This window comes from Bacillus sp. DE0042 (assembly GCF_007680225.1).
Classification (GTDB): Bacteria; Bacillota; Bacilli; order Bacillales; family Bacillaceae_G; genus Bacillus_A; species Bacillus_A wiedmannii.
This window is the reverse complement of sequence record NZ_VEJP01000001.1, coordinates 307,336-331,694: the sequence shown is the minus strand read 5'-3', so window position 1 is coordinate 331,694 and position 24,359 is coordinate 307,336. Positions and strand designations below refer to the sequence as shown.

The 24,359-nt window shown below is 31.2% G+C and carries 2 protein-coding genes; both read left to right on the top strand.

Going from position 1 to position 24,359, the window contains the following annotated elements; translation table 11 throughout:
- The first annotated feature begins 291 nt into the window (after positions 1-291).
- Positions 292-16,110 (top strand): non-ribosomal peptide synthetase, encoded by a 15,819-nt coding sequence (locus FS802_RS01495; protein ID WP_144524831.1) that lies wholly within the window; start codon positions 292-294, stop codon positions 16,108-16,110.
- 305 nt (positions 16,111-16,415) lie between these two features.
- Complete coding sequence (locus FS802_RS01490) at positions 16,416-24,269, top strand: non-ribosomal peptide synthetase (protein WP_141547121.1); 7,854 nt, start codon at positions 16,416-16,418, stop codon at positions 24,267-24,269.
- The last annotated feature ends 90 nt before the right edge of the window (positions 24,270-24,359 follow it).

Genomic DNA, 24,359 nt, shown 5'->3' with positions numbered 1-24,359 from the left:
TATGAGTTTTAATATTTGTCTTTAATTAAATTACTGTAAAAAAATCTGAATATTTTAACTATTCAACCGAATTTTTTTCATGTGCTTTTTTACGTAAAAATAAGGAAATTTTTCTCATAGTAAGTTAAATTTTTCTATAGAATTCCTTTTATTAACTTCTAAATAGGGGGGATTGTATACCTTGTTATGAACGATGAATTTTTTATTTAATTCATTCTCTATATTTTTAACAGTAATAAAATAATAAATAATTTTGGTAATGGATAATTACTAAAAAAGGGGAAATCCAATATGTCTATTAAGAATTCTGGTGAAATAAACAAGGATGGTATAAGAACTTACGATGAGATTACAGCAGCAGAGCAAAATATAATATTAAATAAATTCAATTCCACAAAAACTGAATATCCAAAAAATAAGACCATAAACCAGCTATTTGAAGAACAAGTAGAGAGGACACCTGAAAATATTGCAGTTGTGTTTAAAGATAAACAACTCACATACAGGGAACTTAACGAGAAATCCAATCAATTAGCAAGGATGTTAAGGAATAAAGGCGTTCATACAGATGCTATCATAGGATTAATGACTGATAGGTCTCTCGAAATGATAATTGGAATAATGGGTATTTTAAAATCTGGAGCGGCTTACCTCCCAATTGATCCTGATACTCCAAAAGCAAGGATTGATTATATATTACAGGATAGTCATGCCATGATTTTATTGACTCAAGAGAAATTCATTAAGAAAATTGAATATGATTTGGAAATGATTAATTTGGACGAGCTAGATTCAAGCGACTTAAGTACAGGTAATCTGAAACATGTAAATCGTTCTGATGATACAGCTTATATTATTTATACATCGGGTTCTACTGGAATACCAAAGGGAGTTATCATTTCGCATTATAGTGCTATCAGAGTCGTTCGGAATACAAATTACATAAAAATAAAAAATAATGATACCATTCTGCAGCTTTCGAATTATTCTTTTGATGGATCAATTTTTGATATATATGGTGCTCTGTTAAATGGGGCAAAATTAGTAGTGATAGAAAAAGATACAGTCATTGATATAAATAAGCTTGGAAACATAATTAAGCAAGAAAACATAAACGTAATGTTTATTACAACTGCTTTATTTAATGCGCTTGTAGATATGAAAATAGATTGTTTAATCAATATAAGAAAAATATTATTTGGAGGAGAAAGAATTTCAGTTTCCCATGCTAGAAAAGCATTAGAATTTATAGGGAAAGATAAACTCATTCATGTATACGGACCAACGGAAAGTACAGTTTTTGCCACATATTACTTTATAAATGAAATAGATGAGGAAGTTGACACTCTACCTATAGGTAAACCGTTAGCAAATACTTCGGTTTACATAGTAGATGAAGAGAAAAATTTACTTCCTATTGGTGAACCTGGAGAACTTTGTATTTCTGGCGATGGATTAACTAAAGGGTACTTAAATAATGAGCAGTTAACATTAGAGAAATTCGTTAAAAACCCATTTGCAATAGGTGAGCGTTTATACCACACAGGAGATTTGGCTAGGTGGTTACCTGATGGGAATATTGAATTTATAGGAAGAATTGACCATCAAGTAAAGGTTCGAGGATTTAGGATTGAACTTGGAGAGATAGAGAGTCAGTTATTAAAGCATCAAAATGTAAAAGAAGCTGTAGTTGTAGCAAGAGAAGAAAAGAACAAGAGCAATTATATTTGTGCATATCTAACATTAGTGGGAGAAGTTACAGTTGAAGAATTAAGAAGATTTTTAGGTCAAAAGTTACCTGATTATATGATTCCTACTTATTTTCTTAAGTTAGATAAAATGCCGTTAACAGCAAATGGAAAGATAGATAAAAAGTCTTTACCTGAGCCAGATGGAAGTTTTGATACTGAGGTTGAATATGAGGGACCAAGAAATGAGATTGAAAAACAGCTAGTTTTAATGTGGCAGGAAACTTTGAATATAAATAAAGTTGGTATTAATGACAATTTTGCAGTTCTTGGTGGGCATTCCATAAATGCAATGGAGCTTATATCTAAAATGAATGATAGGTTAAGTGTTGACTTACCATTAAAGGAACTGTTCAGATTATCTACAATAAAGAAAATAAGTACTTACATTGAAACAAATAAGGGAGAAATTATAGAGAACCGACAATTTACAAAAACTACAGATTTAAAGAATTTACATGAGCCTTTCCCACTTACAGGTATACAATTAGCCTATTTAATAGGTAGAGATCCGGCTTTTGAAATTGGTGGCGCAGCTACAAATTTAACGGTTGAATTTGAAATAGATATAGATATGGATAGGTTTAATAGTGCATTACAAAAATTGATTAATAGACATCCAATACTAAGAACAATAGTTTTTGAAAATGGAACACAAAGAATCCTTGAAGGAGAACTTCTTTATTCTGTAGACACAGTAGATGTAAGGAATTTAAATCAAGAAGATATAATGATACGTATATTGGAACAAAGACAAAAAATGATAACTAAAATCATAGATCCAAGTACTTGGCCATTATTTGAGATAAAAGCTTTTATATTACCTAATAATAAAAAATATTTTGGTTTGAATATAGATCCGTTAATTTGTGATGACAGTAGTATGAAAATATTAATCAAAGAATTTAAAATGTTTTACGATCAGACAAGTCTGCAGCTGCCTGAGCTGGAGTATAATTTTAGAGATTATGTTTTAGCGGCTACTGAATTTAGGCAATCTAATCGATATAAAAAAGATGAGAATTACTGGTTAAGTAAATTGGATAATTTCCCAAGTGCACCAGCATTGCCTTTAAAATGCAACCCAGTAGAAGTTGAGAAGCCTATATTCGGTAAATATTCCGAATTTTTAGAACGTGAAACATGGAATAAATTAAAACAAAAAGCAAAAGAAAAAAATCTAACCCCCACATCTGTTTTATGTGCTGCATATGCTTATGTCTTAGCATATTGGAGTAATCAGAGTCAATTTGCAGTCAATTTAACTGTTTTTAATCGGATACCGTTTCATCAAGACGTAAAAAAAATCATTGGAGATTTCACAACTCTAATGTTATTAGATATTAACGCGAAAGATAGTGTTGATTCATTTTGGAAATTTGCTGCGAAGGTACAGGATACATTGTTAGAAGCCCTTGAACATAGACATTATGATGGTGTGGATTTTATAAGAGCTATTGGGAAAAAACATAGAATGGTTAATCAAGCTATAATGCCTATTGTATTTACAAGTGTATTGAGTGAGGACTCAGATGATTCATTTGATCATTTGATAGACTTTGAAAAAATTAAATTTTTTAGTACAAGAACATCCCAAGTTTATATAGATAACCAAGTTTATGAATTAAATGGAGGTTTATATATTACGTGGGATTACGTTGAACAATTATTTGAGGACAATGTTATTAAATCAATGTTTGAACAATATATAAATATATTAAATCAGGTTATATTTAATGATCAAGTGTCAGGTATTAACCTTAGTGAGAATAGCATAAAAGTTATTGAAACCTATAATGATACAAACAAAAAGTTTGATAAGTGTACTTTACATGAAATGTTTGTGAAACGAGCAAAACTAGTACCAGATAAGGTAGCTGTAATTCATCATGATTCGATAACTTATAAAGAACTAAATGAAAAATCGAATCAAATTGCAAGATACTTAATGGATAAGGGAGTTAGAAAAGGTGATTACATTGGTGTGATAGGTAAGCGATGTATAGATACCATTATAAATTTGTTTGCTGTTTTAAAGGCTGGAGCAGCATATATACCGCTTGATCCTGATTATCCTGAAGAAAGAAAAGAATATATAAAAAAGAAAAGTAATTGTAAGTTCTTTATAACACCTTCTACCTATAAAGATGAAAATATTAGGGAATATTCTGGTGATGAAGTTAATATAAAAGTAGATGAAACAGATATGGCATATGTTATTTTTACTTCTGGTAGTACAGGAAAACCTAAAGGAGTTCAAATAACTCATGGTGCAGCAACAAATACAATTATAGATATTAACGAAAAATTCTGTGTGACAGAAAATGATAAAATTATGGGGATTTCTTCACTGTGCTTTGATTTGTCAGTTTATGATGTTTTTGGTGCATTGAGCTGTGGAGCGGCCCTTGTAATTATAGATGATCAAAGGGATGTATATAACCTAAAAAAAGTTGTAAAGAAAGAAGGAATCACAATTTGGAACTCAGTTCCAGCAATTATGGAACTGACAGTGGACTTATATAATGATAGTGAACAGGATGATAGTCTAAGGCTTGTATTGCTTAGTGGGGACTGGATACCGCTGGAACTTCCTCAGAAGATAAAGAAAACTTTCAAAAATGCGGAAGTTATTAGCTTAGGTGGAGCAACTGAGGGGTCAATATGGTCCATATATTACCCTATTAAGGAAATTAAGGTTAATTGGAAAAGCATACCATATGGAATGCCGTTGGCTAACCAGAAAATTTATGTATTAAATCAAAACAAGCAATTGTGTCCCGTAGATGTAGAGGGAGAATTGTACATTGGTGGAGTGGGAGTAGCAAGTGGGTATATAAATGATATTGAAAAAACTAAGATGTCATTTATTTTGCACGAAGAATTAGGATATATTTACAAAACTGGTGATTATGGCGTGTTAAAAGAGGACGGATATGTCGAATTTTTAGGAAGAAAAGACAGTCAAGTTAAGATAAGGGGATATAGGATAGAATTAGGGGAAATTGAAAATTGTATAATCAAATATAAAGGTGTAAATAAAACAGTAGTAATTGACTATACAAACGATATTAAAATGAAAAGCCTATATGCTTTTGTAGTTTCAGATGAAGACATAAACCCAAATGAACTAAAACAATATTTGCAAAATCAGCTCCCGAATTATATGATTCCATCAAGATTTTTCAAAATAGATGAAATACCATTGACTGTAAATGGGAAAGTAAATAAGAGTATTTTGGGGGAATTAATAAAAAATCATGAACTAGATGAAGTTGCAGCAACTAAATGTGAAGAAGCAGAAAATGAAACTCAAGCCCAAATATTAGATATATGGAAAGACGTATTCGGAATAGAAAACATAGGAATAGATACTAATTACTATGAAATAGGCGGAGATTCATTAAAAGCGATATCGATTGTTACTGAAATTAAAAAGAGAATGAATATAGAGGTGCCGATAGGAGGAATATTTAAAAATGGCACTATAAAGGTATTAGATCAATATTTGAAAAATAGCCAAGACAATCATAGGGGAAATATGATTGAAAGGGTATCGAAAAAGGATTATTATGCCACATCGCCTTCTCAAAAACGAATGTACATGCTTTCTATGATGGAAAATAATAGAGGAGCATATCATATTCCTATGGCGTTACTTGTCGAAGGTGAAATCGAATGTAATAGACTTGAAAATGCATTTAGAAAATTTATAGATAGACATGAAATCCTGAGAACAGGATTTGAAGTATTAGATAATGAATTAGTTCAAAGGGTTTATGATAAAGTTGATTTTGATTTGGAATACCAATGTTTAGATATAGTCGTAACAGATGATGAAGGTTTAAGAGATTTAACTAGCAAAATGTGTAAGGAATCAACAAAGCCTTTTGATTTAAGTAAACCATCATTAATGAGAGCTAAGCTAATTAAAATCGGAGTAGAGAAGCATATATTGGTCGTTAACTTCCATCACATAATAGCAGATGGGGTATCACAAGGATTATTTATGAATGAAATACTCGATTTATATAACAATCTTGATTTACCTAAGATAAATATACAATACAAGGATTATGTAGAATGGAATAATACGTATAATCAATCTAATGCTATAAAAAAACAAGAGCAATATTGGCTGAATTTATACAGTCATCTGCCATCTAAATTAGAATTACCTTATGATTATAGAAAAGAAAATATTGATGCCTTTGCAGGAGAAAATGCATACTTTCATATAGGAAAAGAGTTATCTGAACAGATAAGAAGGGTAGCTAAGGATACAGGATCGACTTTATATATGCTTATGCTTAGCGCTTATCATATATTACTTCACAAATATACTGGAAAAACTGATATTGTTGTCGGAACAGCAGCATCAGGTAGGTTACATCAAGATTTACAAAACATTTTTGGTGTGTTCGTCAACACTATTGCTTTAAGAAACAATATAGATTCTACAAAAAGTTTTAAAGAAATTTTGGAACAGGTAAAAGAAAATACAATTACAGCATTTGAAAACTCTGAGTATCAGTTTGACGAACTAATTCGCAGTATAGACTATGAAAGAGACTCTAATAGAAATCCTTTATTTGATACCATGTTTGTATTGGAAGACGCTAAATTATTTACTAAGAAGCAAGGTGATTTAAATCTTAGTCCAATAATATTTGAATTAGATAATGCAAAATTCGATATAACTTTTAGTATTTTAGATTATGATGATGAGATTGTGTTAAATGTCGAATATAGCACTGGATTATTCAAAAAAGAAACAATATTAAGAATGACAGAAAACTATATTAATATTCTAAGGGAAATATCAAGGAATCTTTTGGTAAGTGTAAATAAAATAGATATGATTCCACAAGAAGAAAAGCGCCTTTTATTGTATGAGCATAACGATACAAATGTAGATTTCTCTAAAAACCAGTTAATACACAAGTTATTTGAAGAACAAGCAGAACGAACGCCAGATAGCATTGCAGTTGTTTTTGAAGATAAGAAATTGACATATAGGGAGTTAAATGAAAAATCTAATCAATTGGCAAGAGTGTTAAGAGAAAATGGTGTTGGTTCTGATAAAATAGTAGGAATATTATTAGAACGTTCAGTTGATGTGATTGTGGGAATTATGGGGATTTTAAAAGCTGGTGGTGCGTATTTACCTATTGATCCTACATATCCTATAGATAGAATTAAATATATACTTCAAGATAGTCAAACGGAAATATTATTGACCCAGGATAAATTAATTAATTTAGTTGATTGTACAGAAGTTGATGATATTAGCATTATTAATATTCATAATGAGCATTTGTTTAAATACGGAACCGAGAACCTACGTATTGATAGCAGCAGTAAAGATTTAGTCTATGTCATTTATACATCTGGTTCTACTGGAAAGCCAAAAGGAGTTATGGTGGAGCATCATTCATTGGTGAACTTATGTAATTGGCATAATTCCTTCAATGAAATAAGTGAAACTGATAAAAATGCCAGTTATGCAAGTATAAGTTTTGATGCATTTGCTTGGGAAGTATTTCCTTATATCATAGCGGGTTCAGAGATTCATATTATAAATGATAATTTAAAATTAGATATTACGAAATTAAACAAATATTTTATTGAAAAAGAGATTTCAATAAGCTTTTTACCTACACAAGTATGTGAACAATTTTTAATGCTTGAGAATACATCTTTAAGGAGATTATTAACAGGTGGAGATAAACTAAATTATTTTGAAAATAAAAGTTACCAGATTGTTAATAACTATGGTCCTACAGAGAATTCAGTAGTAACAACAAGTTTTATTATAGAAAATTCTTATGGCAATATACCGATAGGAAAACCAATATGTAATACAAAAGTCTTTATTTTAAACGAATCTAATGGGCTTTGTCCATTGGGAGTGCCAGGTGAGTTTTGTATCAGCGGAGAAGGTTTGGCACGTGGTTATTTAAATAGACCAGGGCTCACAGCAGAAAAATTCATTCCAAATCCGTTCATTCCAGGAGAGAGAATGTATCGAACAGGAGACCTTGTGAGAATGTTACCTGATGGAAATATTGAGTTTTTAGGAAGAATTGACCATCAAGTGAAAATTCGTGGTTTCAGGATTGAACTGGGTGAGATAGAGAGTCAACTTTTAAAACATAAGGAAGTAAAAGAAGCTGTTGTTATCGCAAGAGAAGATAATAATAATCATCAATATTTATGTGCGTACTTTACTTCTGAAACATCGAAGGGTGAGACTAGGGTTCAAGAAATTCGAAAGTTTTTGGCAAAAGAGCTACCAGAGTATATGATTCCTGCTTTTTTTGTTCAGCTAGACAAGCTACCACTTACTACAAATGGGAAAGTGGATCGAAAGGCTTTACCAAGTCCTGATGGAAGTTCGGTTGCAGGAGTAGTAGAGTATGAGGCGCCAAGGAATACAGTCGAAGAAAAGCTTGTGTCCATTTGGCAAGATATTTTAGATATAGAAAACATAGGAATTCAACACAACTTTTTTGAAATTGGAGGCCATTCACTGAAAGCGACTACGATGGTTTCTAAAATCCATAAGGAACTTATGGTGGAGATACCTTTAGGACAAATCTTCCAAGCACCTACTATAAAAGGGATTGGAGAATATATTGACTCTACAAAAGAAAGTGTATATGCATCGATCAAAAAAGTAGAAAAACAAGATTATTATCCGCTTTCATCTGTCCAAAGAAGACTCTACATTTTAAACAAAATAGAGGGTAGCGGAGTATCTTATAATATGCCTTTCGCTATGAAAATAAAAGGTGATTTGGATGTTCATCAGCTTGAGAAGGCTTTCCATAAATTAATCGAAAGACATGAAGCTTTAAGAACTTCTTTTGTAATGGTAGATGGTGAACCAGTTCAAAAGATTGAAAAAGAGATAGATTTCCAAGTGACGTATAGAGAAATGGGTACCCATAAGCTAGATGATATGATTAATGGATTTGTTAAACCGTTTGATTTGGAGAATGCGCCTCTTTTACGGGTTGAAATCATACATGTAACAGATGATGAGCACGTGGTGGTATTAGATATGCATCATATCATTTCAGATGGTGTATCAATGGGGATTTTCATGCAGGAATTAGCTGAATTATATAATGGTCAAAAATTATCTCCATTAAGCATTCAATATAAAGATTATTCTGCGTGGCAAAGAGGCTTGTTTACTCAAGAAGAAATCACAAAGCAAGAAAAGTATTGGATGAATGTGTTCAATGAAGAAGTACCAGTACTAAATATGCCAACGGACTATAAAAGGCCAAAAAGAAGAAGTTTTGCTGGAGATAGAATCAATTTAAAAATCAATAGTGAAACTTATAATCAGTTAAACAAGTTGGCTACAGAAAATGAAGTTACTATGTATATGCTGATGTTAGCAGGATACACAACTTTGCTTTCTAAATATTCAGGGCAAGAGGATATAGTAGTAGGATCACCAATTGCAGGAAGAAAACATGTAGATTTAAATAATGTAATGGGCATGTTTGTGAATACCCTTGCGATGAGAAATTATCCAAAGGGCAATAGATCTTTTAGAGAGTACTTAAAAGAAGTAAAAGAAAATACATTGAAAGCATATGAAAATCAGGATTATCAATTTGAAGAATTGGTAGAAAAGGTAAATGTGAGAAGAGACATTTCACGAAATCCACTATTTGATACGATGCTTGTATTTCAACACACTGATAATATGCTATTAAATTTGGATGGACTAAAGGTTAGCATGTTAGAAGATCAGAGGAAAATAGTTAAGTTTGATATTACTATACATGTAAGTGAGTTAGAGGACGGATTAGGATTAGAAATTGAATACTGTACGGCTCTCTATAAAAAGGAAACAATAGAGAGGTTTTTAGAGCATTTTATAAATATCTTAAGAGAAGTAGTAGAAAATCCAGAACAGAAATTAAGTGAAATAGATATATTAACAGAGAAAGAAAAAAGTAAGTTATTAAACGAATTTAATAATACAAAAGGAAAATATGCTAAAGAAAAAACACTTCCAGAGCTTTTTGAAGAACAGGTAGAGAAGACACCTAATAATGTGGCACTTGTTTTTGAAAATCAAAGTATAACATATAAAGAGCTAAACGAAAGGGCAAATAGCCTTGCGCATATACTCCGCGAAAAAGGAGTTGGTCCTGACGTAGTAACGGGAATAATGGTGGAACGCTCTATTGAAATGATAGTAGGTATAATGGGGATTTTAAAAGCTGGAGGAGCTTATTTACCGATTGATCCAACTTATCCTAGGACAAGAAAAGAATATATGTTACGTAATAGCCATATAGAGATACTATGCGTAACGAATGAGGTTCATAGCGATATATCTTTTCATGGACAAATTATACAATTAGATAAATTAAAATATAAAGAAAATAGAACGAATATCAGTAAAATAAATAGTCCCCGAAATTTAGCTTATGTAATATATACATCAGGTTCTACAGGGAATCCTAAAGGGGTAATGATAGAACAAAATAGTGTAAATAACTTAGTCAATGGGTTAAATGATGTAATTTATAAAAGGTTCAATACTAATGTTAATGTCGCATTGCTAGCACCATTTATATTTGATGCATCGGTGAAACAAATATTTGCAACATTACTTTTAGGACATACCTTATTTGTTGTGCCAAAGGAAGTAAGTTGGAATGCAATGAGTTTAATTGAGTATTATGCAACAAATAAAATACATGTATCCGATGCTACTCCGGCACATTTAACAATGCTTAGCTATGTAAATAAAATAGAACAAGAATTAGAAATTAAAGAATTTATTGTAGGAGGAGAGGCATTAACGCCTTATTTAATCAAAGGTTTATTTGAAAAATTTGCTGATTTTAAACCTAATATCACAAATGTTTATGGGCCTACAGAGTGTTGTGTAGATTCCACAAGTTATAGAATTGAGTTTAATCAAATAAGCGGTGATAAGGTAATTCCGATTGGAAAACCAATTTTAAACACTAATATATATATATTAGACAAGGGAAATAATCTTCAGCCAATTGGAGTAGCTGGGGAACTGTGTGTATCAGGTGAGGGGATAGCAAGAGGATATTTGAATAATCTAGAATTAACAGCTGAAAGGTTTATTGAAAATCCATTTAATAACGGTGAATCTATGTATCGAACTGGAGATCTTGCAAGGTGGTTACCTGATGGGAATATAGAATTTTTAGGACGGATAGATCATCAGGTGAAAATACGTGGTTATCGAATTGAACTTGGAGAAATAGAAAGTCAACTGTCAACTCATCAAGATATCGAAGAAGCGATTGTTATAGCTAGAGAAGATAAGGAAAGTAATCAATATTTATGTGCGTATATCGTTTCAGAAAAAGAATTACATGCAAGGGAAATTCGAGAATATTTAGAACAGAAACTTCCGGATTATATGATTCCTGGATATTTTGTGAAATTAGATAAACTTCCGTTAACAACGAACGGGAAAGTAGACAGAAAAGCACTTCCTGAACCAGATGGAAGTATTAATACTGGGGTAGAGTATGAGGAACCGAGAAATGAAGTGGAAGAAAAGCTCGTTGAAATTTGGAGAAGTATTATTGGGATAGAGGATATAGGGATTAATCATAATTTCTTTGTATCTGGAGGAGATTCCATTAAGGCAATCCAAATTATATCTAGATTATCTAGAGTTGGCCTTAAACTAGAAATGAAAGATTTATTTGCACATCCAAAAATTAAAAATCTTGGAAAATATATAAAACGAGAAAAGAAAGAACAAAAGGTGCATGAAATAGTAAAGGGGGAAGTAGAATTAACCCCGATACAAAGCTGGTATTTTGAGAAAAACCAAGAAGAGATAAATCATTTTAATCAATCGTTCATGCTATTTAGAGAAAATGGATTTGATGAAAAACAGATAGAAGAAGTATTTAATAAAATTATGGAACATCATGATGCTTTACGCATGATATATAAAGAAAAAGAGGGAGAAATAATTCAATATAATAGAGGTTATGACAAGAACCTATTTGATTTATATATTCATGATGTTAAGGGCGTTGAGAATAAGGAAGAGAAGGTATATGAAATTGCTACAAGTATTCAAAAAGAGCTGGATATTAAAGAAGGTAAACTTGTAAAGCTTTGTATATTTAAATCGGATGAAGGAGATCATCTTCTGATTGCGATTCATCACCTTGTAGTGGATGGAGTATCATGGAGAATCCTACTCGAAGATTTGGAGACTTTATATTCACAACTAGAAAAAGGTGAAAAGCTAGAAATAGGATTCAAAACAGATTCCTATAAAGAATTTGCATCAAAGTTAAAAGCTTATAGCGTGAGTAGGGAATTAATGAAAGAAAGGGAATATTGGACAAGTATATCAAAAGAGAATGTACAGTTTATCCCTAAAAAGAAAGAAATCACAAAAAACAACTTTGAAAATAGTAGTACAGTAAGTATTACATTAGATAAAGAACTCACTACATCTTTACTTAGAAAAACAAATAGGGCATATAACACAGAAATAAATGATATTTTATTAACAGCTTTAGCAGTTGGAATCAGAGAATTGGCGGGGAAATACAAGCTAAAAGTAAATATGGAAGGGCATGGTAGAGAAGACGTAATAGAGAATTTCGAAATCAATAGGACTGTTGGCTGGTTCACGACGATGTATCCAGTGCTTTTAGATATAGGGAATGAAAATGAACTTTCGACCAACATAAAGACAGTTAAAGAAACTTTGAGGAAAATACCAAATAAAGGAATAGGTTATGGAGTATTAAAACATTTAGCAAAAGATAAGGGATTTATGAATGAAGAAAAGGCACCAATTTCATTTAACTATTTAGGTGAATTGGATCAAGATATTAACAGGAGAGAATTCTCTGCATCGAAATGGTCTATAGGTGAAACAGCGGGTAAGAAAATTAATAGGAATACATCTATAGAAATGAATTCAATGGTTTTAAATGGTGAATTGGTTATTCATACAACATTTAATAAATTAGAATACAGTGAAAAAATGATAAAGGACTTAAATCAGAAATATAAAGAAAGTCTTGAAATGATAATTAATCACTGTGCGAATAAAGTAGAACCAGATCAAACACCTTTTGATTATGGAGATATAAATATAACATTAGAAGAACTTGAAGAAATAAAAGAAAAATACAATGGTTTTATTATTGAGAAAATATATCCGTTAGCAAATATGCAAAAAGGGATGTTATTCCACGCATTAGAAGATAAAAATTCAAGTATGTATTTTGAACAAATTGTAATGGATATAAAAGGGACTGTAGATGTAGATATTTTAGAAAAATCATTTAATACAATAATGAGGAGACACGAAATATTAAGAGCAGCATTTGAGTATGAATTAGTGGAGGAACCAAGACACGTCATACTTCAAGATAGAAAAGTAGGTTTCAAATATTATGATATTCAAGACGAAAGCATTGAGCAGAAAACAAAGTTTATAGAGAATTATTTACAAAATGATAAACAAAAAGGCTTTAATTTAAGTGAAGACACATTAATGAGAATTAGCTTAATTCAAATGAATCAGGATTCATATAAATTGGTATGGAGTCATCATCACATATTGTTAGATGGATGGTGTCTTGGGATTATATTAGGTGAGTTATTTGATGTGTATGGAAGAAAGATGAAAGGTGAAGAGAGCCATTTAGCGGAGCCAACACCATATAGTGATTATATAAGATGGTTGGAAGAACAGGATAAAGAAGAAGGATTAGCACATTGGAAGAGTTATTTGGATGGATATGAAGAAAAAGCACAGGTTCCTAAAATCTTGAATAAAGTTAATGAGTATAAAAGAAAAGAAAAAATGATAGAATTTTCAAAAGAAATGACTCGTAACATTATTCAACTCGCAAATAGAAATCAAGTTACTTTTAATACCGTACTGCAGACAATTTGGGGCATTCTTTTAGCGAGGTACAATAATATAGAAGATGTTGTATTTGGAACAGTCGTATCAGGAAGAGAGGCAAAAGTAGAAGGAATTGAAGCGATGGTAGGATTATTCATTAATACAATTCCGACTCGAGTTAAACTGGAAAAAGATAGTAGTTTTAAAGAGGTTTTAAGAAATGTCCAGGATGAATCAATAGAAAATAATAAATATAACTATATAAATTTGGCTGAAATTCAATCTTTACATGATCTAAAAAGAAATTTAATTGATCATGTAATGGTATTTCAAAATTATTCACTGGATGATAGTAGTTTTAATCATGCAGAAAGTAATACAGGTTTTATGTGTCAAAATATAAGGGGAGAAGAGCAAACCAATTATGGATTTAACATTGTAGCAATTCCTGGAGAACAGTTAGTATTAAAATTAACTTATAACGAAAAGATTTATCCACAGAAAATAATAGACAATATAGAAATGCATCTTAAAAAAGTAACGGAACAAGTTGTTATAAATGAGGATAAGAAATTAAATGAGATAGACATAATCCCAGAGAAAGAGCGAAATGCATTATTGTATAGATTTAATGATACAAAGACGAATTATCCGATGGATAAGACTATACATCAGCTGTTTGAGGAACAGGTAGAGAAAACGCCTAATCATATTGCCGTTGAATTTGAAGGCACTAAAATAACGTATCAAGAATTAAATGAAAGGTCTAATCAAGTTGCTAGATGGTTACGAGATAAAGGGATTACTGCAAATACAATTGTGGGAATTATGGTTGAGAGATCCCCTGAGATGATAATTGGAATAATGGGTATCTTAAAATCAGGTTCAGCTTATTTGCCGATAGATCCTAAATCTCCTCAGGATAGAATCAAATTTATGATACAAGATAGTGATATTCAAATTCTATTAACGCAGGAGAAGTTCATTAATGATCCTTCATTGGATGTAGAGATGGTTAGTTTAGATAAGAGTGAGAATTTTCAATTGAGTAAAGAGAATTTAGCTCCTATCAATGATTCTGGGAACATAGCTTATATCATATATACATCGGGCTCTACTGGAGTACCAAAAGGTGTGGTTACATCACACTCTAATGTAGTAAGAGTTGTTCGTGACACAAACTATATTAAGATTGATGCAGATGATATTATTTTACAGCTTTCAAATTATTCTTTTGATGGATCCGTATTTGATATCTACGGTGCATTGTTAAATGGTGCAAAATTAGTGATGGTATCAATAGATACAGTATTGAATTTAAGTAAGCTAACAAAATTAATAAAAGAAGAAAAAATTAGTGTTATGTTTATAACTACAGCCTTATTTAATACGTTGGTTGATTTAGAAATAGAGTGTTTATCTAATATAAGAAAAATCCTTTTTGGTGGTGAAAGAATTTCAGTATCACATACAAAACGAGCATTGGAGTACCTAGGGAAAGATAAGCTGATTCATGTATACGGTCCGACAGAAAGTACTGTTTTTGCTACGTATTATTGTATAAATGAAATCAATGAAGAATTCGACACAATACCAATTGGGAAGCCATTAGCAAATACTTCAGCATTTATAGTAGATGGAAATCAGAGACTACTTCCAATCGGCGTAGCTGGAGAACTTTGTTTAGGTGGAGCAGGATTAGCTCATGGATATTTAAACCGACCAGATTTGACAGCAGAAAAGTTTGTCTCAAATCCATTTATACCAGAAGAAAAAATGTATCGAACAGGGGATCTTGTTAGGATGTTGCCTGATGGAAATATTGAGTTCTTAGGTAGAATAGATCATCAAGTGAAAGTTCGTGGTTTCAGGATTGAACTTGGTGAGATAGAGAGTCAGCTACTTAAATATAAAAAAGTAAAAGAAGCTATTGTTATCGTAAGAGATGATATTCATGGTGAAAAATATATATGCGCTTACTTTACTTCTGAAACATGGAAAGATGAATTAATAATTCAAGAAATTAGAAAGTATCTAACTAAAAAGCTTCCAGAGTATATGATTCCTGCATTTTTTGTTCAACTTGATAAGCTACCGCTAACTACAAACGGGAAAGTAGACCGAAAGTCATTACCAAAGCCTGATGGGAATGTAACAACTGAGGTAGAGTACGTAGCACCAAGTAATTTTGTAGAAGAGACTATTATTTTAATTTGGGAAGAAATCCTAGGCATCAAATCTATTGGAATTTCTCATAACTTCTTTGAAATAGGAGGAAATTCACTGAGGTTAATGAGTGCTGTTGCTGCTATTAATAAAGTTTTAAATACAGATATAAGCATTCACAATTTCTTTGAGAATCCAAGTGTAATGGGTTTAGCAAATTATATCCTATCAACTGAACATGATCGTCAAATTAGTTCTTATGATTATGTTGAGGAAGAGGTATAACGGTTTAAAATGAAATTCATTTCTTTTGGAGGTAAAAGATATTAGTAATAGGTGTAAAAAGGCAGATTTTCTATAATGTTGATTGTTTTGAGATTTAAGATTTAATTATAAGAAAAGGGGATTTATCCTAGGAAAACTGTACAATCTATACTTCTTCTTAGCAGAGAAAAAGGAATAGATTGTGCAGTTAAACTAGGCCCAATGGTTTAAATTTCAAAGATGTATATGAAATTTGATAGTTGTTTTAGTTATTTACTAATAGTGTTAGAAATTGAATGGGCACCGCGAAGGGAATGATTCTAGTTATGGATATTAAAGGGTTTATAAATGATTTGAAAAAATCAAACATTTTCTTATATCAGAATCAAGGGAAGATAAAAATTATTGGACCTCGTGAGCTAATAACAGCTGAATTAAAGGGGAAAATAAAGTTATATAAAGAAAAAATTATTATAGCTTTAAAAAATGAAGATATAGAAAAAAAGAATGAAATTCCAAAAGCGAAACAATCAGAAAATGATTGTTATACCTTATCAATGGCACAAAAAAGGATGCTTATTTTAAATAATTTGGAATCTAAACGTACGACATATAATATTCCTTTAGTTATCAAAATCGTGGGCGATTTTCAAATGCAAGTTTTTGAGAATGCTTTTAAGGCACTAATTGATAGACATGAAGCATTAAGAACATCCTTTGTAATGATTGATGGAGAACTAGTTCAAAAGATAGAAAAAGAAATAGATTTTAAAATTGAATATAGTGAATTAGGAGAAAATAGTGTATCAGAACGAGTGGCACGATTTATAAGATCTTTTGATTTAGAGATAGCGCCGCTTCTAAGGGTAGAGATTTTACGTGTTAATCAGAATGAGCATATCATGATGCTTGATATGCATCATATTATTTCAGATGGAGTATCAATGGGCATTTTGATGAAGGAGTTAGCTGATTTAGTTAGAGAAAAAGAATTAGCACCATTAAAAGTTCAATATAAAGACTATTCGGAATGGCAAAAAGAATACTATAAAGGAGATAACATAAAGCAGCAGGAGGAATATTGGCTCAAGGTATTTGAGGGTGACATTCCAGTTCTGAATATGCCAACTGATTTTCCAAGACCACAAATACAAAGTAGTGAGGGAGATAGGCTTGGTTTTGAAATAGATTCTGAACTAACAAATAAACTTAAATTTCTTGCAAGGGAAAATGGAGTTACTATGTATATGCTTCTTTTAGCAGTATATAAAACGCTTCTTTCTAAATATACAAGGCAAGAGGACATAATAGTTGGTTCACCAATTGCGGGAAGAACACATGATGATTTAAAAAATACAATTGGCATGTTTGTCAATACCCTTGCAATGAGAAGTCATCCAAAAGCAGATACTAAATTCATTGATTATTTAAAACAATTAAAAGAAAACACATTAAATGCTTATGAGAATCAAGAATATCAATTTGATACATTAGTAGAGAAACTAAATTTAAGAAAAGAAACAAGTAGAAGCGCATTGTTTGATACGATGTTTGATATACAAACTCAAAATAATTTTGAGTTTAATATAAATGGAGTAACCACTGAGGTTTGCGATATTGATTTTAATGTGGCGAAATTTGATTTAAGTCTTACGGCGATAGAATATACAGATCATTTGAAATTTGATTTGCAATATTGCACAAAATTATTTAAAAAAGAAACAATCAAAAGACTTGCAGGTCATTTAGTAAATGTAATAAAGGAAATTACCAATAATCCGGGGCTTAAATTAGGAGAAATAAATTTACTTTCAGAAGAAGAAACGAAAATCATATTACACAAATTTAATGATACCATGGCTGAATTTCCTAAAAATAAGACCTTAAACCATGTATTTGAAGAGCAGGTTCTAAAAACACCAAATCATATTGCAGTTATATTTGAAGAGGAACAATTAACATATACACAACTAAATGAAAAAGCAAATCGACTGGCAAGGTTGCTTAGAAAAAATGGTGCAAAGCCGGATACTGTAATAGGAATTATGGCGGATAAATCCCCAGAAATGATAATTGGCATATTGGCGATTTTAAAAGCTGGAGCAGCATATTTACCAATTGACCCTGAGTATCCTGAAGAAAGAATTGAATATATGCTAAAAGATAGTGAGGCAAAATTAGTCGTTACTCAGGAGCACTTACAATTCAAGGTAAGAACAGTTCCAAGTATTTTATTTAATGATGAAGAAATTAGTTCTTTAAATAAGGACAACCTAGAAAATTTAAATCATTCATCTGATTTAGCTTATTTAATATATACGTCAGGTTCTAGTGGAAAGCCTAAAGGGGTTATGACTACACATCGTAACGTTATTAACTATATTTATGCATTTTCAAAACAAATTACTTTAAATGAAGAAGATTCTATATTACAAGTAGTTTCATTTTCATTTGATGCTTTTACGGAAGAAACATTTCCTATTTTGGCTAATTCGGGGAAATTAATCATTAATAAAAAAATTGGTGATCTGAACATAGATGAGCTAGTTAAAAATATTGAAAAATATAATGTGACTTTAGTGAGCTGTTCACCACTGTTACTCAATGAAATTGATAAAAATAAGCATTTAATACTTAATAAAAATATGAAATTTATTAGTGGTGGAGATGTTTTAAAGTATGAATATATAAAAAATATTATTGAGATTGCCGATGTTTATAATTCATATGGTCCTACAGAAACAACTGTTTGCGCAACATATTATAAGGTCAGTTCCAATGATTGTATGGGAATGAGTGTACCTATAGGTAAGCCACTAAGTAATTATAAATTGTATGTTTTGGATAATAACGCTCAATTACTGCCGATAGGAATACCTGGTGAATTATATATAGGTGGAGAAGGTGTAGCGCGAGGATACAAAAATAATAAAGAATTAACTGAAGAAAAATTCAAGTCTAATGCTTTTTGTTTAGGAGAACGAGTGTATGGGACTGGAGATTTAGTAAGATGGCTACCTGATGGAAATATTGAATTTTTAGGTAGAATAGATAATCAGGTAAAAATTCACGGTTTTAGAATTGAACTGGAAGAAATTGAATATCACTTATTAAGACAATCGAACATAAAAGAAGCTAAAGTAATTGATAAAGAGGGGATAGATGGAAACAGATATCTTTGCGCATTTATTACAGTTAATGATTTGAATGAAGAACTGAACATAGATAAAGTGAGAGAGTTGCTTGCCAAAGAGCTTCCTGGTTACATGATTCCTTTGCATTTTATAGAGATGGAAAAATTGCCGATTACACTCAATGGAAAAGTGGATGTGAAAGCATTACCGGAACCAGATCTCAGTAAATTTATAGAAGATCATTATGAAGCACCTCGAAATCTAGTAGAAGAGAAGTTGGCTTTAGTGTGGAAGGACGTTTTGGGTATAGAGAAAATTGGAATAAATCATAACTTCTTTGAAGCTGGAGGACATTCACTAAAAGCTTTTTCATTGGTATCAAAGATACACAAAGAATTAAATGTTGAAATACCATTAAAACAAATATTTAATTTTCCTACTATCAAAGGCATTGGCGAATATATAAAAGGGAAAGAAACGAGTACTTACTCAAAAATAAAGAAAGCTGAGGAGAAGCAATTTTATAATCTTTCATCGGCTCAAAAAAGGCTATATATTTTAAATCAAATAGAGGATAGTGGAATTACTTACAATCTACCAGTTGTTATACAAATGAAGGGGCGCTTTCAATTGGACACTTTTGAAAAAGCCTTTAAAGCATTAATTGATAGACATGAAGCATTAAGAACATCTTTTGTAATGATTGATGGAGAACCAGTTCAAAAGATAGAAAAAGAAATAGATTTTAAAATTGAATATGGTGAATTAGGGAAAGAGAACGTATCAGAACGAGTGGCGCGATTCATAAGTCCCTTTAATCTAGAGGTAGCTCCGCTTCTAAGGGTAGAAATCGTACAAGTTAGTCAGGATGAGCATATCATGATGCTTGATATGCATCATATTATTTCAGACGGAGTATCAATGAGCATTTTGATGAAAGAGTTAACAGATATATTTGGAGAAAAAAAATTAGCGCCATTAGAAATTCAATATAAAGACTATTCAGAATGGCAAGAAGAGTTTTGTAAAGGTGATAATATAAAGAAACAGGAGGAATATTGGCTTAAAGTATTTGAGGGTGAGATACCAGTTCTGAATATGCCAACTGACTTTCCAAGACCACAAATACAAAGTAGCGAGGGAGATAGATTAAGTTTTGAAATAGATTCTGAACTAACAAACAAGCTTAAAATGTTTGCAAGGGAAAATGGAGTTACTATGTATATGCTACTTTTAGCAGCATATACAACGCTACTTTCGAAATATACGGGACAAGAAGACATTATAGTTGGCTCGCCAACTGCAGGAAGACAACATGATGATTTAAAAAATACTATTGGTATGTTTGTTAATACTCTTGTGATGAGAAATCGTCCTAAAGCAGACAGTAGATTCATTGATTATTTGAAGAAAGTAAAAGAAAATACCTTAAATGCTTATGAAAATCAAGATTATCAATTTGATGAGTTAGTTGAAAAGCTAACCTTAAAAAGGGATATTAGTAGAAACGCATTGTTTGATACGATGTTTTCTATTCAAAATTTAGATAATCTAGAGTTGAATATAAAAGGCTTAAAAATCGAACCTTATGACATTGATTTTAAAGCGGCAAAGTTTGATTTAAGTCTATCGGCAATTGAAAATACAGATCATATAGAATTTATTTTAGAGTATTGCACAAAATTATTTAAAAAAGAAACAATACAAAGAATTGGAAATCATGTAGTTAATATCTTAAAAGAAATTGTTAATAACCCTGAACAAAAATTAAGTGAAATAAATTTGCTTTCACAAGAAGAAAGAGAAATGATATTAAACAAGTTTAATGATACTGCTGTTGAATATACAGTAGGTACTATACACGAACTTTTTGAAGAGCAGGTTAAAAAAACACCAAATCATATAGCTGTAGTGTTCGAAGAAAAGCAGTTGACCTATGAAGAACTGAATAAAAAAGCAAATAAACTAGCTAGAACTTTGAGAGGAAAAGGTGTTGCACAAAATAGTATAGTTGGAATAATGGTGGATAGATCAGTAGAAATGATTGTAGGAATATTGGGGGTTCTCAAAGCTGGAGGAGCATATCTGCCGATAGATCCAGAATACCCTACAGAGAGAATAGAATTTATGCTTGAGGATAGTAATGCGGACATTATTATTACCCAAGAACATCTAACGGATAAAAGTGGTTCCTACGGTGAAGTAGTAAATATAAATCATATAGATATATATGATATCGATGAAGATAATTTGAATCATATCAATTCACCGGATGATTTAGTGTATATCATATATACATCAGGAACAACTGGAAACCCTAAAGGTGTACTAGTAGAGCATAAAAATTTGGTTAATGCCCATTACACTTGGAGAGATCACTATGAATTGTCAAAGTATGAAGTCAATTTACTACAAATGGCTAGTATGTCGTTTGATGTATTTGCAGGGGACTTATGCAGAAGTTTATTAAATGGTGGGACAATGTATATAGTACCGAGTCATATCAAGCTAGAACTGGATTTATTATATAAGACAATTAAGAAGTATAAAATTAATATTTTTGAATCGACTCCAAGTCTTATTATACCTTTTATGAATTATGTATATGAAAATAATTTTGATCTCACGACATTACGATTATTAATATTAGGTTCTGATAGCTGTCCTATACATGAGTACAAAAATTTGGTTAAAAGATATGGGGAGAATATGAGAGTAATTAATAGCTATGGAGTTACAGAAGCAACTATTGATTCTAGCTATTATGAAGAAGAGTACGATTATATACCACAAATGGTAAATACTCCTATAGGAAAGCCGTTAAATAACACAAAATATTATGTTTTAAACTCTTTATTAGAACCACAACCTATAGGGGTGTATGGTGAATTGTACATTGGTGGAAAAGGTGTTGCAAAAGGATACTTAAACAAACCAGACCTTACTCATGAAAGGTTTGTTTCAAATGACTTTACACCTGGTGAAAAAATGTATAAAACAGGAGATTTGGCAAGATGGCTTTCAGATGGAAATATTGAGTTTTTAGGAAGAATAGACAATCAAGTAAAGGTTCGAGGGTTTAGGGTAGAAATAGGAGAAATTGAAGCTAAACTATTAGGTAATCAAAATATAAATCAGGCGGTAGTAGTTGATCGGAAAGATAATGCTGGTTTTACCTATTTATGTGCATACATAATAGCTAAAGAGGAGCTAACTACAAGTGAATTAAGAGACTACTTGTCAAATTATTTACCAGATTATATGATTCCTTCATTTTTTATTCAATTAGATAAAATGCCTCTTACACCGAATGGAAAAATAGATAGAAAAGCATTGCCTCTTGTACAAGAGGGGGACCTTTCTAAGGGAACAGATTATGAAGCGCCTCGAAATGAAGTGGAAGAACATCTTGTATCAGCTTGGCAGGATGTCTTGGCTATTAAAGAAATTGGAATTAACGATAGTTTTTTTGAGGTTGGTGGAGATTCTATAAAAGCGTTACAAATAGTTTCTAAACTATCGAAAGTGAATCTTAAACTCAAAATTAAAGATTTATTTGAAAACCCGAAAATTAAAAATCTTAGTAAGTATGTAAAAAATGAATCGAGAGTAAAGAAAAACCATGAAATAATTCAGGGAAACGTTCCTTTAATGCCAATACAGAAAAGACATTTTGTATTAAACAAAGCATTAAATAATAAAGAGCTAAATCACTATAATCAATCATTTATGCTGTATAGAAAAAATGGATTTGAAGAACAGATTGTAGAAAAGGTGTTTCGTAAAATTTGTGAAAAACACGATGCTTTACGAATGATTTATAAAGAGGAAAATGGTGAAATTATTCAATATAATCGTGATTTGAATGGGGATTTCTTTGATTTATATGTCCATGATATTAAGAATCAAGATAATCAACAGGAGATAGTGGGTCAACTAGCAACAAATATACAAAAAGAAGTTTCGATTACTGACGGTAAAATGTTAAAACTTTGCATTTTTAGAACAAATGAGGGTGATCATTTGCTTATTACTATCCATCATCTTGTAATAGATGGAGTGTCATGGCGGATATTGTTCGAAGATTTAGAAATGTTATATAAACAAGCATATCTCAATGAAAAACTTGATATGGGTTTTAAAACGGATTCATTTAAGGAGTTTTCAGAAAAGTTAATGGATTATGCGGTAGGTAATAAACTTCTAAAAGAAAAAAAATATTGGGCAGACATATCTAAAATGAGAGTAGATTTTTTAGCGAAAAATGAAGAAATAGATGTGACCGATTATAAAAATAGCAAGACCTTAACCATTTCACTAAATAAGGAGAACACTCAAAAATTATTGGGAGAAACAAACAAAACATATAATACTCAAATAAATGATATCCTTTTAGCGGCTTTGTTAGTAACAGTAAGAGATTTAACAGGAGAAAACAGGTTGAAAATTCTTATGGAAGGTCATGGAAGAGAAGAAGTCATTGAAAACATAGATGTTAGTAGAACTATTGGGTGGTTTACTACAATATACCCTGTATATTTTGATTTAGGTAAAGAAAAAGAAATTTCTATGAGTATAAAATTGGTAAAAGAGACTTTAAGAAAAATTCCTAATAACGGAATAGGATATGGGGTTTTAAAATACCTGAAAAAGGATCAAGATTTGTTAAATGATGAAACGGCACCTATATTATTTAATTATTTGGGAGAAATGAGTAAAAAAGCGACCAATGAAGAATTTTCTGCATCATGGCTATCACCTGGCGAAAGTATAGGTGGCGAAAATGCAAGAGATGCTTCTATAGAAATTAATTCAATAATTGTAGAGGACACATTAATAATAAACACTACCTTCAACAAAAAGGAATATTCTGAATTTTTAATCGCTGATTTTAACCAAAAGTATAAAGAGAACCTTGAAATGATAATCGATCATTGTATTAATCAAACGGAATCAGAAAAAACAGCTTCCGATTATGGTTACAATAAAATGTCACTAGAAGAGCTTGATGAGTTACTAGGTGAATATGAATACATCGATAATTAAAGCCTGGAGGCAAAACACAATCATAGCGACTACTTAATTGTACAAATCATATTTATAATTTTTGTGCCTTTTCCGACGGAAACTATTTAG

Bases quoted from the DNA above. Each gene is read 5' to 3' on its own strand.
- FS802_RS01490 (WP_141547121.1), top strand. From the start codon at position 16,416: ATGGATATTAAAGGGTTTATAAATGATTTGAAAAAATCAAACATTTTC.
- FS802_RS01495 (WP_144524831.1), top strand. From the start codon at position 292: ATGTCTATTAAGAATTCTGGTGAAATAAACAAGGATGGTATAAGAACT.